At 69.6% G+C, this 14,450-nt stretch carries 13 protein-coding genes, 1 tRNA gene and 2 pseudogenes; 5 read left to right on the forward strand and 11 right to left on the reverse strand.

Annotation, left to right across the window (positions count from 1 at the left end; genetic code table 11):
* Positions 1 to 6: 6 nt before the first annotated feature.
* Positions 7 to 246, reverse strand: a pseudogene (locus tag R2B38_RS17745) (IS5/IS1182 family transposase); the annotation flags it as partial.
* Between the two features lie 77 nt (positions 247 to 323).
* Between R2B38_RS17745 and R2B38_RS17750 the strand changes: the two are divergent.
* Positions 324 to 1,181: an inositol monophosphatase family protein gene (locus R2B38_RS17750; RefSeq protein ID WP_318017114.1), complete on the forward strand. Its 858-nt coding sequence runs from the start codon at positions 324 to 326 to the stop codon at positions 1,179 to 1,181.
* A gap of 50 nt (positions 1,182 to 1,231) precedes the next feature.
* Here the strand turns inward: R2B38_RS17750 and R2B38_RS17755 are convergent.
* Together R2B38_RS17755 and R2B38_RS17760 are read right to left on the reverse strand one after the other, a co-directional pair.
* Positions 1,232 to 1,312 (reverse strand): annotated as a pseudogene (locus R2B38_RS17755) (DNA mismatch repair protein MutT); the annotation flags it as partial.
* A 237-nt stretch (positions 1,313 to 1,549) separates the two neighbouring features.
* Positions 1,550 to 1,623, reverse strand: a tRNA-Thr gene (locus R2B38_RS17760).
* 225 nt (positions 1,624 to 1,848) lie between these two features.
* Here R2B38_RS17760 and R2B38_RS17765 point away from each other — a divergent pair.
* From R2B38_RS17765 to R2B38_RS17775, 3 genes are all read left to right on the forward strand, one after another.
* Positions 1,849 to 2,985, forward strand: a complete 1,137-nt coding sequence (locus R2B38_RS17765; protein ID WP_033281254.1) for an ABC transporter ATP-binding protein — start codon at positions 1,849 to 1,851, stop codon at positions 2,983 to 2,985.
* Between the two features lie 260 nt (positions 2,986 to 3,245).
* Complete coding sequence (locus tag R2B38_RS17770) at positions 3,246 to 3,701, forward strand: hypothetical protein (protein ID WP_033281255.1); 456 nt, start codon at positions 3,246 to 3,248, stop codon at positions 3,699 to 3,701.
* 96 nt (positions 3,702 to 3,797) lie between these two features.
* Positions 3,798 to 4,529, forward strand: coding sequence for a nucleotidyltransferase family protein (locus R2B38_RS17775; RefSeq protein WP_318017115.1), 732 nt, complete (start codon positions 3,798 to 3,800; stop codon positions 4,527 to 4,529).
* Between the two features lie 142 nt (positions 4,530 to 4,671).
* Here the strand turns inward: R2B38_RS17775 and R2B38_RS17780 are convergent, their stop codons facing one another.
* From R2B38_RS17780 to R2B38_RS17805, 6 genes are all read right to left on the reverse strand, one after another.
* Positions 4,672 to 6,282 carry a DoxX family membrane protein gene (locus R2B38_RS17780; protein WP_318017116.1) on the reverse strand — a complete coding sequence of 537 codons (1,611 nt, stop codon included), beginning with the start codon at positions 6,280 to 6,282 and terminating at the stop codon, positions 4,672 to 4,674.
* 118 nt (positions 6,283 to 6,400) lie between these two features.
* Positions 6,401 to 7,345, reverse strand: a complete 945-nt coding sequence (rlmB, locus tag R2B38_RS17785) for a 23S rRNA (guanosine(2251)-2'-O)-methyltransferase RlmB (RefSeq protein ID WP_318017117.1) — start codon at positions 7,343 to 7,345, stop codon at positions 6,401 to 6,403.
* A 155-nt stretch (positions 7,346 to 7,500) separates the two neighbouring features.
* On the reverse strand, positions 7,501 to 8,904 hold the full coding sequence (cysS, locus tag R2B38_RS17790) for a cysteine--tRNA ligase (RefSeq protein WP_318017118.1): 1,404 nt from the start codon (positions 8,902 to 8,904) through the stop codon (positions 7,501 to 7,503).
* A 133-nt stretch (positions 8,905 to 9,037) separates the two neighbouring features.
* Complete coding sequence (ispF, locus tag R2B38_RS17795) at positions 9,038 to 9,544, reverse strand: 2-C-methyl-D-erythritol 2,4-cyclodiphosphate synthase (protein ID WP_318017119.1); 507 nt, start codon at positions 9,542 to 9,544, stop codon at positions 9,038 to 9,040.
* The gene (gene ispD / locus R2B38_RS17800) at positions 9,534 to 10,286 is read right to left on the reverse strand and encodes a 2-C-methyl-D-erythritol 4-phosphate cytidylyltransferase (protein WP_318017120.1); all 753 of its coding nucleotides are present in this window, start codon (positions 10,284 to 10,286) and stop codon (positions 9,534 to 9,536) included. Before ispD ends, ispF begins: the two co-directional genes overlap by 11 nt.
* Before the next feature lie 250 nt (positions 10,287 to 10,536).
* Positions 10,537 to 11,019 carry a CarD family transcriptional regulator gene (locus R2B38_RS17805; protein WP_003953493.1) on the reverse strand — a complete coding sequence of 161 codons (483 nt, stop codon included), beginning with the start codon at positions 11,017 to 11,019 and terminating at the stop codon, positions 10,537 to 10,539.
* Between the two features lie 588 nt (positions 11,020 to 11,607).
* Between R2B38_RS17805 and R2B38_RS17810 the strand changes: the two genes are divergently transcribed.
* On the forward strand, positions 11,608 to 12,264 hold the full coding sequence (locus R2B38_RS17810; RefSeq protein ID WP_318017121.1) for a DUF461 domain-containing protein: 657 nt from the start codon (positions 11,608 to 11,610) through the stop codon (positions 12,262 to 12,264).
* 93 nt (positions 12,265 to 12,357) lie between these two features.
* On the opposite strand, the gene R2B38_RS17815 is transcribed toward R2B38_RS17810, so the two are convergent.
* Both R2B38_RS17815 and R2B38_RS17820 read right to left on the reverse strand, forming a co-directional pair.
* Positions 12,358 to 13,038 (reverse strand): response regulator transcription factor, encoded by a 681-nt coding sequence (locus R2B38_RS17815; protein ID WP_009340348.1) that lies wholly within the window; start codon positions 13,036 to 13,038, stop codon positions 12,358 to 12,360.
* Positions 13,035 to 14,288 carry a sensor histidine kinase gene (locus R2B38_RS17820; RefSeq protein WP_318017122.1) on the reverse strand — a complete coding sequence of 418 codons (1,254 nt, stop codon included), beginning with the start codon at positions 14,286 to 14,288 and terminating at the stop codon, positions 13,035 to 13,037. Before R2B38_RS17820 ends, R2B38_RS17815 begins: the two co-directional genes overlap by 4 nt.
* Positions 14,289 to 14,450 lie beyond the last annotated feature (162 nt).

Below are 14,450 nucleotides of genomic sequence, written 5' to 3' on the forward strand. Positions count from 1 at the left end.
CGCTGGGGCAAGCGCTTTCCGGCCGTGGCTCAAGAGGGCGAGCCGGCGCATCGTCAAGTTCGTGCGCCAGTAGGCGACGACGAGCGGCACCCGGTTCTCCAGCGAAAGGCCCCGGGGCCGTCCGCGCCGGACAAGTTCGTCCCCCTCGCGCCGGACCGCGGTCACCGTCTTGCGGAACTGGCGCGGATTCACACCGGTGAACGGGGTTGTCCAGGACGGCTCGGACGCCGTGATCACACCAGCCAGGCGCTGATCGCCTCACCGAACTCGTATGCCTGGACCGGGACTTGATCACGGGGGTATCGGCGAGAAGAGTGGGCGGCATGACGGACTCAGCAGACCTGACGCTGGCACACCAACTGGCCGATCAGGCGGACGAGATCGCCCGGCGCTACTTCCGCGCACCCGACCTGGGTGCCGAGGACAAGGGCGACGGAAGTCCGGTCACCGACGCGGACCGCGAGATCGAACGCGTCCTGCGCGCGTCGATCCGTACGGAACATCCCGGCGACGCGTTCGTGGGCGAAGAGTTCGGCGCCCATGGGCGCAGCAGCCGCCGATGGATCATCGACGCCATTGACGGCACGGCGAGCTTCATCGCGGGCGATCCGGAATGGAGCACTCTCATCGCCCGGGAAGAACACGGCACCGTGACCATGGGCATGGTCTCCGCGCCCGCGCTCGGGCGCCGCTGGTGGGCAACGCCGGGCACCGGGGCCTGGATGGGCCCCTGCCCCTCCGAACCGTCAGCACCGCCGTATCGGCTGACGCTCACGGCAGGAGGAAACGCCAAGGATGCCGCCATCGGAATCTGGCCCCCACCACCGCGGCTGAGCAAAGCCGAACGCGCCGCCGCGGCCCGGCTGGCAGCGGGAACCGCAACCGTGCTCCCCGCACTCGACTGGGCATCCGCGGACCCCACCACGCCGCCACCCGGCAAGCCATCCACCGGATCCGGCACCTGCCACGGAGCCCTCCTGGTCGCGACAGGAAAACTCGACGCCTTCCTGCTGCTGGGCGCCGGCCCCTGGGACATTGCCGCAGTGATCCCCATCGTCGAGGAGGCCGGCGGCACCTTCAGCGACCTCACAGGCCGGCGACGAACCGACACAGGCGCAGCTCTGTTCTCCCGACCCGGCCTCCACCAGCAGCTCCTGGACCTGGCTAAACCCCCCAACTGACCCACAAACCAGGACCGTTTCACCCCGCCTCATGGATTACAGGTCAAGCCTTAGGCCCATCCGTGCAGCGACACCTGAGGCCCGAGGGCGAGATACCGGTGGAGCGCGCTCGCAGTGGTGTCCACGAACTCCAGGCAGAAACGGCCCCTCGGGAGCGGTACCCCTGAGTGCCACCCAAGCAAGCACTGGCACGATGACTTGAGCTCCAACCGGAGCCAACCGGTCGAGAAGCCACAGGGCGTTGGCAGTTCCCTCCGCTCACGCATCGCTCACGCAAGCCACCCCACGGCACCCCAGCCGTGTGACCCATCATGCCCCGAGCAACACAAAAGGCCAGGTCACGGGCTATGTGACCTGGCCTTCGAAGGAGCCCCCTGTCGGATTCGAACCGACGACCTACGCATTACAAGTGCGTTGCTCTGGCCAACTGAGCTAAGGAGGCCTGCGTGTGCGCGGTGGCGCGCGCGATCACGTGCCCGTGCAGTGTACCCAGGTCCCCGGCGGCCCCTGTCGAAAATTTCCTCGAAGTTCACATGGGCTCAGGTACTGACAGACCAGGCAAACGCCAGGTACCGTCCTGACCCAGTTCACTCGCGTGGACTACACCACCACCTTCCTACAACGGATCGTCCGGCACGTTCCTGCCGGTAGAAGGGGGCCCTTCACCATGGCCACTGTTTCGTTCGACAAGGCGACCCGGATCTACCCGGGTTCCGAGAAGCCCGCCGTAGACGGACTCGAGATCGAGATCGAGGACGGGGAGTTCCTCGTTCTGGTCGGTCCCTCCGGCTGTGGCAAGTCCACCTCGCTCCGGATGCTCGCGGGGCTCGAGGACGTCAACGCCGGCGCCATCCGCATCGGTGACCGCGACGTCACGCACCTGCCGCCGAAGGACCGGGACATCGCCATGGTGTTCCAGAACTACGCGCTGTACCCGCACATGACCGTCGCCGACAACATGGGCTTCGCGCTCAAGATCGCCGGCGTCAACAAGGCCGAGATCCGCCAGAAGGTGGAGGACGCGGCGAAGATCCTCGACCTCACGGACTACCTCGGCCGCAAGCCGAAGGCCCTCTCCGGCGGTCAGCGCCAGCGCGTCGCGATGGGCCGCGCCATCGTGCGTGAGCCCCAGGTCTTCCTCATGGACGAGCCGCTGTCGAACCTCGACGCCAAGCTCCGTGTGTCCACCCGTACGCAGATCGCCTCGCTCCAGCGCCGCCTCGGCATCACCACCGTCTACGTCACCCACGACCAGGTCGAGGCCATGACGATGGGCGACCGCGTGGCCGTACTGAAGGACGGTCTGCTCCAGCAGGTCGACTCGCCGCGCAACATGTACGACCGCCCCAAGAACCTCTTCGTCGCCGGCTTCATCGGCTCCCCCGCCATGAACCTGATCGAGGTCCCGATCACCGACGGCGGCGTGAAGTTCGGCAACTCGGTCGTCCCCGTCAACCGCGAGGCGCTCAAGGCCGCCACCGACAAGGGTGACCGCACGGTCACCGTCGGCGTGCGCCCCGAGCACTTCGACATCGACGAGCACAACGGCGAGGCCGCGAAGACCCTCACCAAGGACACCGAGGACGCCCCGGCCGGTCTCGCCGTCTCCGTGAACGTCGTCGAGGAGCTGGGCGCCGACGGTTACGTCTACGGCAGCGCCAAGGTCGACGACAACCTCACGGACCTGGTCGTCCGCGTCAGCGGCCGCTCGGTGCCGGAGAAGGGCGCCACGCTCCACGTGGTCCCGCGTCCGGGTGAGATCCACGTGTTCTCGACCTCCACGGGCGAGCGCCTCACCGACTGACCAGGCATCACCGGCCGACCAGGCATCACCGGCCGGTCGGATCTCACCGACTGGTCAAACGTTCCCAGGAAGGGCCCCGCGGTTCGCCGCGGGGCCCTTCCTGTTGCCCGCGGACGCCCGACCGTGTCGACAAATACCCCGGCAGAGCGGTCATTTCGAGCAGCGTTCGTCAACCCCCTACCCAATCCGAGGCACCAATCCATCCCCCGAATTGGTGACTAAATGTCGCCAAATCATTACCGGACGCTACCCTCACACGCGTGAAGCACTCCAATAACCAACAGCCGCGACGCGGCCGGGGCCCCGCCCGCCGGGTCGGCCGCACGCTCGCCCTCGTCCTGCCCGTCGTCATGGTGCTCTCCGGGACCCTCGCGGTCACCCGGGTCAACTGGTCGGGGAGCCCCTCCAGCTCGATGCTCACCGCGACGGACGTCACGGCGGCCGGAGCCTCCTCGCGGGCCGCCGCACGCGCCCCGCAGGACATCCTGCGCGACCAGCTCATGACCGAGCTCCAGGACAAGAACCCCGGCGTCGTCCTGACGCACCTCCAGGAGGCGGTGAACGGCCACCCGTCGCTCGCCACGCACTGCACCTCCATCGCCCGCGCACTGGGCCGCGCCGCGGTCCGTATCTACGGCGCCGCACGCGCCCAGTCCTACGCCCGCCCCGTGTGCGACACCTCGTTCGCCTCCGGGGTCATGGCCGCGCACAGCTGACCGGAGCCGGTGCCCGGAGTAGGAGGTCGGTAACGGCTGATTAAGGAACGGTTGCAGCCGAAAGATGCGGTGGGGCCGCCACGTACAGTTCGGGTCATGACCGATCCGAACGCCACGTCGCGCCCCACCCAAGCCGTGATCCTGGCCGGTGGCCAGGGATCCCGGCTGCGCCCGTACACCGACGACCGGCCCAAGCCGATGGTCGAGATCCCCGGCACGGGGACGCCGATCATCGGCCATCAGCTCGTCTGGCTCGCCGAGGAGGGCGTCACCGACGTCGTCGTCAGCTGCGGGCATCTCGCCGAGGTGCTGCAGGACTGGCTGAAGTCGGCCGATCTGCCGGTCGAGGTGACCACGGTCGTCGAGACGGAGCCGCTGGGGCGTGGTGGCGGGCTCAAGTACGCCGCCGCGCATCTGCCGCGGCCGGACAGCGCGTGGTACGCCACGAACGGGGACATCTGGACCCGGTTCTCGCTGCGGGACATGGCCGACTTCCACACCGAGCGCGATGCTGTCGCCACGATCGCGTTGGCTCGGCCGCGGATTCCTTGGGGGGCCGTGCAGACCGACGGGTTCGGGCGCGTTACGGACTTCATCGAGTCGCCGCCCACGCAGTACGCGATCAACGCGGGGGTGTACGTCTTCTCGCCCGAGTTCGCCGGGTTGTTGCCGGAGCGGGGGGATCACGAGCGGACGACGTTCCCTCACCTTGCGCGTGAGCGGCGGTTGGCCGGGTTCCCGATTCCTCAAGGGGCTTACTGGCGAGCCATCGACACTGCCAAGGATCTCCGGGAAGCCGCCAAAGAGCTTGCTGCGCTTGGTCGTTGAGTGCGGCGCCGTCGTGGCTGGTCGCGCAGTTCCCCGCGCCCCTAAAAGGCGGGCCGGCACCTTTCGGTGCCGGCCCGCCTCAGTTTCGCTCCCGGTGGTCAGCCGGTAGGGGACCGGGTCAGCAAGCCCCCCACCGGCCCAGTTACCCCAACAGGCCGCCCACCAGGCCCGGCTGGCCGGAGGAGGATGAACCTCCGGTGCTGGAGCCGCCGTTGGAGCCGGTGCCGCCGCCGCTGGTGCCACCGGTGGACGTGGGTCCTGAGGTGGTGCTGGGGGCCTGGCCGGCCGGGGAGGACCGCTGGGGCTGGGTGCGGCCCGCGGTGCCCTGGGTCTGGCTGGGGGCGCCGCTGGTGGCCGTACCGGAGGAGGAGTGGGTCGCGCCCGGGGTCGTCGCGGCGCCCGACGGCTTGGCCGAAGTCGCGGGCCGGGACGGGGACTTGGACGCCCTGGGGCTGCTGCTGTGGCTCTTGGTCGGTTCGCCGGGGAGCGGGGCGCCCGGCAGTTCGTTGCGCGGGGCCTCGCCGGGGCCGGGGACGACCACGCGGCTGGAGTCGCGGACCGCGCCGCCGAGCAGGGAGCCCACCAGCAGCGTGAGGCCGATGGAGACGGCCGTGACGAGGGCGCCGCGGCGCAGGACGTAGCGGCGCAGCTCCCAGATGTCGACGCGGGGTCCGAGGCGGCGCCAGGCGCTGCCCGCGAGGCGGCCGTCGACCGAGTAGACGGGGGCGCCCGCGATGATCAGCGGGGACCACGCGGCGAGATAGATGATGTCGGGCGCGTCGTAGGCCGGGACCGTCTTCCAGCTGACCGTGACGATCAGTGCCGCCGAGAGCAGCGCGCCGAAGACCGCGGCGACCCGCTGCCACAGGCCGAGGATCGTCAGGACGCCCACGATGACCTGCGCGAAGGCGATGACGAGCCCGGAGCCGACGGGGTGCTGGAGCGCGAACTGCCGTAGCGGCTCGGCGACTTCCCACGGGTGGAGGGTGTTGAGCCACTTCACCATGGAGCCGCGCTTGCCGCCGTCGAAGTAGACGGGGTCGCACAGCTTGCCCATGCCGGCGTAGATGGAGATGAAGCCGAGGAAGATGCGCAGCGGGAGGAGGACGACCCCGAGGTTCATCCGGCGGCCGGGGTAATAGGCGTGCCGTACGGGCTCGTTGGGGTTGCGTCGGGTGCGGCGCTCGCGTTCCGTGCCGTCGAAGTCCTCGAACTCCCCGTCCCCGTAGGCGGGTTCGTCGTAGGCGCTGCCCACCGTCCGCATGGGCGGCAGGAGTCGGTTCTCGCCGGTGTCGTGGTCGCCGCCGCGCTGGGCGCCGACGACCGGGGTCTCGATGGTCCGCGCGGTCAGGTCGTCGTCGTAACCGCCGCTGTCGATACGGGGGATGACCTGCGTGGCTCCGGCGTCGCCGACCGGTTCGTCGCCGTGGCGGACGCCCGTGCCGCGCACGGCCTGGAGCAGCCGGTGGGCGCCGGTGTCGTCCGGGGCGGACTTGCCGCTCCAGACGACGGGCCGGCGGCGCGCGCCGGCGGCGGGGATCCGGCCGGGGGCCTCGGTGGCGCTCAGGTGCCGTGCGATCCGCGGCGACGGGGGGCGCGACGAGGCGCCCAACTGCACGCGGAAGCTCGCATGATTGACGATGATCTGCGCCGGATCGCTCGGCACCTTCACCATGCTCAGCGCGGGAGCGTCGTCGAAGCCCGACGGGCCGTCCCCCGTGGGTGTGCGGGGTGTTCTGGTGTCCACACTCATCTAACCGAGTGACGTGTGTTTAGGACACTGCTTTGACTCGCCGGAAGTGTCCGGACCGCGTCAAGCGTGTGCCCGGCGCCCAGATTGCCCCGAGTGGGGGACGGTGCCGAACGTCCGTTCAGGAGCGCTTGCGTGCCGCCTCGTAGAGCACAACTCCGGCCGCCACACCGGCGTTCAGGGACTCCGCGCCACCCGGCATCGGGATGCGGACCCTGAAGTCGCAGGTCTCGCCCACGAGTCGGGACAGGCCCTTGCCCTCGCTGCCGACGACGATGACCACCGGGCCTTCCAGCGCGGCGAGTTCACCGACCTCGTGCTCACCGTCGGCCGCGAGACCGACGATCGCGATACCCGCCTTCTTGTACGCCTCCAGCGCGCGCGTCAGGTTCGTCGCGCGGGCGACGGGCGTACGGGCGGCCGTACCGGCGGACGTCTTCCACGCACCGGCGGTCATGCCGGCCGCGCGCCGCTCGGGGACGAGCACGCCGTGGCCGCCGAACGCGGCGACGGAGCGGACGATCGCGCCGAGGTTGCGCGGGTCGGTGATCCCGTCGAGGGCGACGATCAGCGGGTCCTCGCCCTTGTCGTAGGCCGCGTTGGCGAGGTCCTCGGCGTGCGCGTACTCGTACGGCGGGACCTGGAGGACCATGCCCTGGTGGTTGAGGCCGTTGGTCATGCGGTCGAGCTCGGGGCGGGGGGCCTCCATGAGGTGGACGCCGCCGCGCTCGGCGACGAGCTGGAGCGCCTCGCGGACCCGCTCGTCGTTGTCGATGAACTGCTGGACGTAGAGCGTGACCGCCGGGACGCCCTCGCGCAGCGCCTCCACGACCGGGTTGCGGCCGACGACCATCTCGGAGGTGCCCTTGCCGCCGCGGCCGCGCGCGACCGGTGCCCGGCGCTGGACCTGCTTGGCCTGGGCGTTGGCGATGCGGTTCTTCTTGTGGCCCTTGCGCGCCTCGGCGGGCGGGGTGGGGCCCTTGCCTTCGAGGCCCCTGCGCCGCTGGCCGCCACTGCCGACCTGCGCGCCCTTCTTGCCGGACATGCGGCGGTTGTTGGCTGCCATGACCTACCTGTCTGTGTGATCCGTCGTGGAGTGCGGTGAATACGTACGTCTATGCAGTGTGCCGCCCGGGAGGCCGGGCGGCACAGTCGATCTTCGTTGACCGGGTGCGATCAAGGTGCGATCGGGGTTGTGATCGGCGTGCGATCGGGGTGGGTTCAGCGGGGGCCGAGGGTCCAGCGCGGGCCCTGCGGGCCGTCCTCGATGTTGAGTCCGGACTGGTTGAGCTGGTCCCGGATGCCGTCGGCGGTCGCCCAGTCCTTACGGCCCCGGGCGGCCTCGCGCTGGTCGAGCACCATGCGGACCAGGGTGTCGACAACGCCGTGCAGGTCCTCGCCCCGGTCGCCGCCCTCGCCGATCCAGTGCGGGTCCAGCGGGTCGAGGCCGAGCACCCCGAGCATGGCGCGCACCTCGGCGAGACGCGCTACGGCGGCTTCCTTGTCGTCGGCGGCGAGGGCGGAGTTGCCCTGCCGGACCGTGGTGTGGACCACGGCGAGCGCCTGCGGGACGCCCAGGTCGTCGTCCATCGCCTCGGCGAAGGCCGGCGGCACCTCGGCGGCGGGCTCGACGACTCCCCCGGCCTTCTCGACGACCCGCTGCACGAAGCCCTCGATCCGCGCGAACGCGGACTCCGCCTCGCGCAGGGCCTCCTCGCTGTACTCGATCATCGAGCGGTAGTGCGGGGTGCCGAGGTAGTAGCGCAGGACGATGGGGCGCCACCGCTTGACCATCTCGGACACGAGCACGCTGTTCCCGAGCGACTTCGACATCTTCTCGCCGCTCATGGTGACCCAGGCGTTGTGCACCCAGTACTGCGCGAAGTCGTCGCCGTAGCCCTTGGCCTGGGCGATCTCGTTCTCGTGGTGCGGGAAGATCAGGTCGAGGCCGCCGCCGTGGATGTCGAAGGCGGGGCCCAGGTACTTGTGCGCCATCGCCGAGCACTCCAGGTGCCAGCCGGGGCGGCCGCGGCCCCACGGGGTCTCCCAGTCGGGCTCGCCCGGCTTGGTCGCCTTCCACATCGCGAAGTCGCGCGGGTCGCGTTTGCCGGTGATGCCGTCCTCGGGGGGCTGGCGGAGGTCGTCGATGTCCTGGTTCGACAGCTCCAGGTAGTCCGGGTACGAGCGCACGTCGAAGTAGACGCTGCCGTCGGCCTCGTACGCGTGACCGCGCTCGATGAGGCCGCGCATCATCTCGATCATCTCGGGGACGTGGCCGGTCGCGCGTGGTTCGTACGTCGGCGGGAGGCAGCCGAGTGCGGTGTAGCCGTCGTTGAACGCGCGCTCGTTCTCGTAGCCGATCGCCCACCAAGGGCGGCCCTGTTCACGGGACTTGGTGATGATCTTGTCGTCGATGTCCGTGACGTTGCGGATGAACGTGACGTCGTAGCCGCGGTGTTCAAACCAGCGGCGGAGGATGTCGAAGTTCAGGCCCGAGCGGATGTGGCCGATGTGGGGGGCGGCCTGCACGGTGGCGCCACAGAGGTAGATCGAGACACAGCCCGCTGTGAGCGGGGTGAAGTCGCGAATCTGCCGGGCGCTGGTGTCGTACAGGCGAATGGTCACGGTACAAGGGTAGTGGGCGGTACGGGGTGCGCGGGACCGTATATCAGGTGCAGGCCGGTGGGGGCTTGTCGCGCCCCGCGGCGGAGCCGCTGATGTCACAGCCCCGCGCCCCTAAAAGCAAAGGTCGGACCAGTTAAGCGTGTTTCACGACCAAGGCCGTTGCCACCGCCATCAAACCCTCGCCCCTCCCCGGGAAGCCCAAACCGTCCGTTGTCGCCCCCGACACCGACACTGGGGCTCCCGCAGCCTCGGACAGGAGTTTCTGGGCTTCGTCGCGGCGCTTGCCGATCTTTGGCCTCGGACCTACGACCTGGACCGCCACGTTGCCGATCGTGAAGCCTGCCTCGCGGACGATACGAGCCGCCTCCCTCAACAGCGTGACCCCGGACGCGCCCGACCACTCCGGGCGGCCGGTGCCGAAGTGTTGGCCCAGGTCACCGAGGCCCGCTGCCGAGAAGAGGGCGTTGCAGGCCGCGTGGGCGACGACGTCCGCGTCGGAGTGGCCGGCCAGGCCCGGGCCCTCGTTCTCCCACTTCAGGCCGGCGCACCAGAGGTCGCGGCCCTCCTCGAAGGCGTGGATGTCGGTGCCGATGCCTACCTGCGGAAGGGGGTACGGCATCAAGGGGGTCTCAGAAGCCATCGTTCAGCCTCCTGCGGGTCAGGACCGCCTCCGCCAGGACCAGGTCCAGGGGGCGGGTCACCTTGAAGGCCTCCTCATGGCCGGGGACGACCACGACCGTGAGGCCGAGCTGCTCGACCATGCTCGCGTCGTCGGTGACGTTGTCGGTGACCGTTTCGTGGGCGTGGACCAGGGTCGCTCGGTCGAAGCCCTGGGGTGTCTGTACGGCGCGGAGGCGGGCGCGTTGCGGGGTCGATACGACCGGCTCGGGTGCGCCCGGTGTCTCGGCCGGCTCGACTTCCTTGACCGTGTCCGCGAGGGGCAGGGCCGGTACTACGGCGGGGGCTCCGTCGCGTACGGCCTCGATGACCGCGTCGACCGTGTCGACGGGGACGAGCGGGCGGGCCGCGTCGTGGACGAGGACGATGTCGTGGCCGGGGGGCAGGGCGTCCAGGCCGAGCTTCACGGACTCCTGGCGGGTGTCGCCGCCGGGGACGACCAGGAAGTCGGTGCGCTCCGGGAGGGCGTGCGCGTCCAGGAGGGTTTTGACCTCCGCCGCGCCGTCGGGCGGGGCCACGACCACGACCAGGGAGACCGCGCGGGACGCGGCCAGGGCGCGGATCGCGTGGATCAGCATGGGGGTGCCGTTCAGCGTGCGGAGCGCCTTGGGGGCGCCCGGGCCGAGGCGTACGCCCCGTCCGGCGGCCGGAATCACGGCGGCGACGGAGGACTGCGCCTGCGAAGAGCGCGAATCGTCAGACATCGGTTCCTGTCAGGTTTGTGTGCTCGACCTACGTGGGTATGGCCTCAGGAGTGCCGGGCGCGACGCCTTGACCGGACCCTTCCGTGACACCGGTCGAGCCAGCTGCCCGGGCCCGGCACACCATTATCGGGGGTTTCTCGACGTAGCCCTGAACTGCCCCCGAACATGCCGAAGCGCCCGGCGACAAGGGAGCTGTCATCGGGCACCACGGCATTTCAGTGTGCTGAGCAGGGCGTACCAGTCGCCTGCGTCAGGACGCGAGAACCTCGTCGAGCAGGGCCTCGGCCTTGTCCTCGTTCGTGTTCTCCGCGAGCGCGAGCTCACTCACCAGGATCTGGCGAGCCTTGGCAAGCATGCGCTTCTCACCTGCGGAGAGTCCGCGCTCGCGCTCACGACGCCACAGGTCACGGACGACTTCCGCGACCTTGATGACATCGCCGGAGGCGAGCTTCTCCAGATTTGCCTTGTAACGACGCGACCAGTTCGTGGGCTCCTCGGCATACGGAGCGCGCAGCACCTCGAAGACCCGGTCCAGCCCGTCCTGACCGACCACATCACGTACGCCGACGAACTCCGCATTGTCCGCTGGCACACGCACCGTCAGGTCACCCTGAGCGACCTTCAGCACCAAATAGGTCTTGTCCACGCCTTTGATCTGGCGAGTTTCGATAGCCTCGATCAGCGCGGCCCCGTGATGGGGATAGACCACGGTGTCGCCAACCTTGAACGTCATGTGACAGGTACCCCTTCCGTGGCTATCCAGGGTAACACGGAAACCGCGGGTTCTGAATGGCGTTTTCGCAGGTCAGAGCGCATCTCGGGGCTTGACAACAGCAACAGGAACGTGCTGCGGAGGCCGAGCGGAAGAGGGTATTCGCAGGTCGGAGCGGCTCTCCGGGCGAGGTGAAACGCGTACGTTACACACATCCGGAGGCGCCTCCAAGCGGACGAACGTCCCTAAATGTCTGGTTCCAAGTGCTCGACTTCCGCTACTCCGTTCGGTGGCCGGAGCCCGGTACGAGACGAATCCGGAATTGATCACCGAAGGCCGTCGAGTTGCCGGTGATCAATTATCCGAGGCGCCGTGCATTCTTCACCGAAAATCCGCCGACAGACGTCTGAGCTGGTTATGTGAATGCCGGACGAGTGTCGGTCGCAAGTGACCCGCGGGTCACTTGTGGCACATGGGTACCCGGTTGAGGGAGGGTCGGGTGCGGTGGTGCGGGAACGGCTCGGTAACCTAAGGCCGCTGACAGACACTTAGGGCGGCTTTATTCGGGAGCCGCCCTGCTCCGCCCACGTTCAAGGAGTAGCCGCCGCCGTGAGCAGCAGCCTTCGACGCGGCGCCCTCGCCGCCGCCACCATCGCGTTCTCGATCGCCTCGCTCGCCGCGTGCGGTGCCGGCAACGACGCACAGACGCTGGAGGTCAAGCCGGACAACGCGGCCGTCTCCGTGGGCGTCATCAAGGTGCAGAACGCGCTCGTCATCACCCAGCCCCTCACCGAGTCGGGCACCGAGGGCACGGGCCCGGCGGTGATCTCCGCGACCCTGTTCAACAACAGCAAGGACGCCCAGACCCTGGACTCCGTCAGCGTCGACGGCGCCGGCGCGGCCACGCTGACCCCCGCCAAGGGCAAGGGCAAGCTGGTCGTCCCGGCCTTCGGCTCGCTCGTCCTGGGCGGCAAGGGCAACGCCTCCGTGGCGCTGACCGACCCCGCGGGCATCACGGACGGCAACGCCCAGAAGGTCACCTTCACCTTCAGCACGACCGGTGGCGTGAGCCTGAACGCGTTCGTCGTCCCGGCCGACAGCTACTTCACCAAGTGGGGCCCGACCTCGATCCCCTCGACGCCGGCCGCGGGCGCCACCGCGACCGGCTCCGGCTCGCCGAAGCCGGGCAAGAGCACGTCGGCCACCCCGACCGACGCGGCCTCCGCGAGCGCGACGGCCACGGAGTCGGCCACGACCACCGGCTGAGCAGCCGTAGTACGACACGACGAAGGGCGGGACCTCGCTGCGAGGTCCCGCCCTTCGTCGTACGCGGGCAGTGCTTAAGGCCCGGTGGTCGGTTTACGGCTCAAACTTGTAGCCGAGGCCGCGGACCGTCACCAGGTAGCGCGGCGCGCCCGGGTCCGGCTCGATCTTGGCGCGGAGGCGCTTGACGTGGACGTCGAGGGTCTTGGTGTCGCCCACGTAGTCGGCGCCCCAGACCCTGTCGATGAGCTGCATGCGGGTCAGTACGCGGCCCGCGTTGCGCAGGAGCATCTCCAGCAGGTCGAACTCCTTGAGGGGCAGGTCGACCTTGGAGCCGGAGACCGTGACCACGTGGCGATCCACGTCCATGCGGACCGGACCTGCCTCGAGGGCGGCCGGGGTGACCTCCTCGGGCTCGCCGCGGCGGCGCAGGACGGCCCGGATACGGGCGACCAGTTCGCGGGACGAGAAGGGCTTGGTGACGTAGTCATCGGCTCCTATTTCCAGGCCTACGACCTTGTCGATCTCACTGTCCTTGGCCGTCACCATGATGACGGGGACGTTGGAGCGGCCGCGCAGCTGGCGGCAGACCTCCGTGCCGGGGAGCCCCGGCAGCATCAGGTCGAGCAGGACGAGGTCGGCGCCGTTGCGCTCGAACTCGTCGAGTCCGTCGGGCCCGGTGGTCGCGATGGCGACCTCGAAGCCCTCCTTGCGGAGCATGTACGACAGGGCGTCGGAGAAGGACTCCTCGTCCTCGACGACGAGCACTCGGGTCACGGAAGGACCTCCGGGGCGGGAAGCGGTTCGTACGGGGATGGTTCAGGGGACGCCTCGACCTCGTCGTCGAGGTCGGGGTGCTGGTGGGCACGGTCGCGGGCCGCACCCGCCTCCGGCAGCCTCAGGGTGAACGTGGAGCCCTGTCCCTCGGAGCTCCACACCGTGACCTCCCCGCCGTGCGAGGCGGCCACGTGCTTGACGATCGCCAGTCCGAGACCCGTGCCGCCGGTGGCCCGCGAGCGGGCCGGGTCGACACGGTAGAAGCGCTCGAACACGCGCTCCTTGTCCTTCTCGGAGATGCCGATGCCCTGGTCGGTGACGGCGACCTCGATGTGGTCGCCGCCGCCCGCGGAGACCCGGCGTGCGGCTATGCCGACGCGGGTGCGGGCGGGCGAGTAGTTGACGGCGTTCTCGACCAGGTTTCCGAGGGCGGCGGCCAGCTGGCCCCGGTTCCCGTAGACGTGCAGGTCGGCGGTGCCGCCGGCGGCCATGGTGATCTGCTTGGTGCCGGCCTGGTGCCGGCAGCGGTCGATGGCCTCGGCGACGAGTTCGTCGACGCGGACGGGTTCGGCGTCTTCGAGGGGGTCGTCGTTCTGGACCCGCGACAGGTCGATGAGCTCCTGCACGAGGTTGGTCAGGCGCGTGGCCTCGATCTGCATCCGTCCGGCGAAACGCTCCACCGCCTCAGGATCGTCGGAGGCGTCCATGACCGCCTCCGAGAGGAGGGAGAGCGCGCCGACCGGGGTCTTCAGTTCGTGGCTGACATTCGCCACGAAGTCTCGTCGTACGGCCTCGATACGGCGGGCCTCGGTGAGGTCCTCCACGAGGAGCAGGACGAGCCGGGAGCCGAGCGGCGCCACCCGGGCGGAGACCGCGAGGGCCTCCCCGCGGCCGGTGCCGCGCCGGGGCAGATCCAGCTCGACCTGGCGTATCTCGCCGTCGCGCCGGGTGTCCCGGGCCATCTGGAGCATCGGGTCGACGGAGAGTTTCCCGCCGCGGACCAGTCCGAGGGCGTACGCCGCCGAGCTGGCCTTGACCACGGCGTCCGCCTCGTCGAGGACGACGGCAGAGGAGCGGAGCACCGAGAGCACGGTGTCCACACCCGGCGGAAGCACCGGGTCCGTATGCAGGGAGGTCCTGGTCGGTCGCTTCTGGTCGCGTTCGCTCCAGCGGAACGCCAGCATGGCGATGACACCGGTGAGTACCCCGGCGATCGCTGCCGCTGCGGCGACCGCCGCGTTCACGTCCATGCCCCCAGGTTAGGCATGGGATACCTCCTGGCCACAGCCATCGGAGTGCGACCTCGAACACTCGTCGCCCAGAGTTCACCTTGGAGCCAGTATTGGTTCATTCGGGGTGGCGGAAACCGTCGCGTAGGAGCGGGAACGTGGGAGCGTGGGGTGGAAGGGCCG

Origin of the sequence: Streptomyces sp. N50 (assembly GCF_033335955.1) — a bacterium.
Classification (GTDB): domain Bacteria; phylum Actinomycetota; class Actinomycetes; order Streptomycetales; family Streptomycetaceae; genus Streptomyces.

What these genes read in the sequence shown, in the direction of transcription:
- R2B38_RS17750 (WP_318017114.1), top strand. Translation starts at nt 324, where the DNA reads ATGACGGACTCAGCAGACCTGACGCTGGCACACCAACTGGCCGATCAG.
- R2B38_RS17765 (WP_033281254.1), top strand. Translation starts at nt 1,849, where the DNA reads ATGGCCACTGTTTCGTTCGACAAGGCGACCCGGATCTACCCGGGTTCC.
- R2B38_RS17775 (WP_318017115.1), top strand. Translation starts at nt 3,798, where the DNA reads ATGACCGATCCGAACGCCACGTCGCGCCCCACCCAAGCCGTGATCCTG.
- R2B38_RS17780 (WP_318017116.1), bottom strand. Translation starts at nt 6,282, where the DNA reads ATGAGTGTGGACACCAGAACACCCCGCACACCCACGGGGGACGGCCCG.
- rlmB (WP_318017117.1), bottom strand. Translation starts at nt 7,345, where the DNA reads ATGGCAGCCAACAACCGCCGCATGTCCGGCAAGAAGGGCGCGCAGGTC.
- ispF (WP_318017119.1), bottom strand. Translation starts at nt 9,544, where the DNA reads ATGGCTTCTGAGACCCCCTTGATGCCGTACCCCCTTCCGCAGGTAGGC.
- ispD (WP_318017120.1), bottom strand. Translation starts at nt 10,286, where the DNA reads ATGTCTGACGATTCGCGCTCTTCGCAGGCGCAGTCCTCCGTCGCCGCC.
- R2B38_RS17805 (WP_003953493.1), bottom strand. Translation starts at nt 11,019, where the DNA reads ATGACGTTCAAGGTTGGCGACACCGTGGTCTATCCCCATCACGGGGCC.
- R2B38_RS17820 (WP_318017122.1), bottom strand. Translation starts at nt 14,288, where the DNA reads ATGGACGTGAACGCGGCGGTCGCCGCAGCGGCAGCGATCGCCGGGGTA.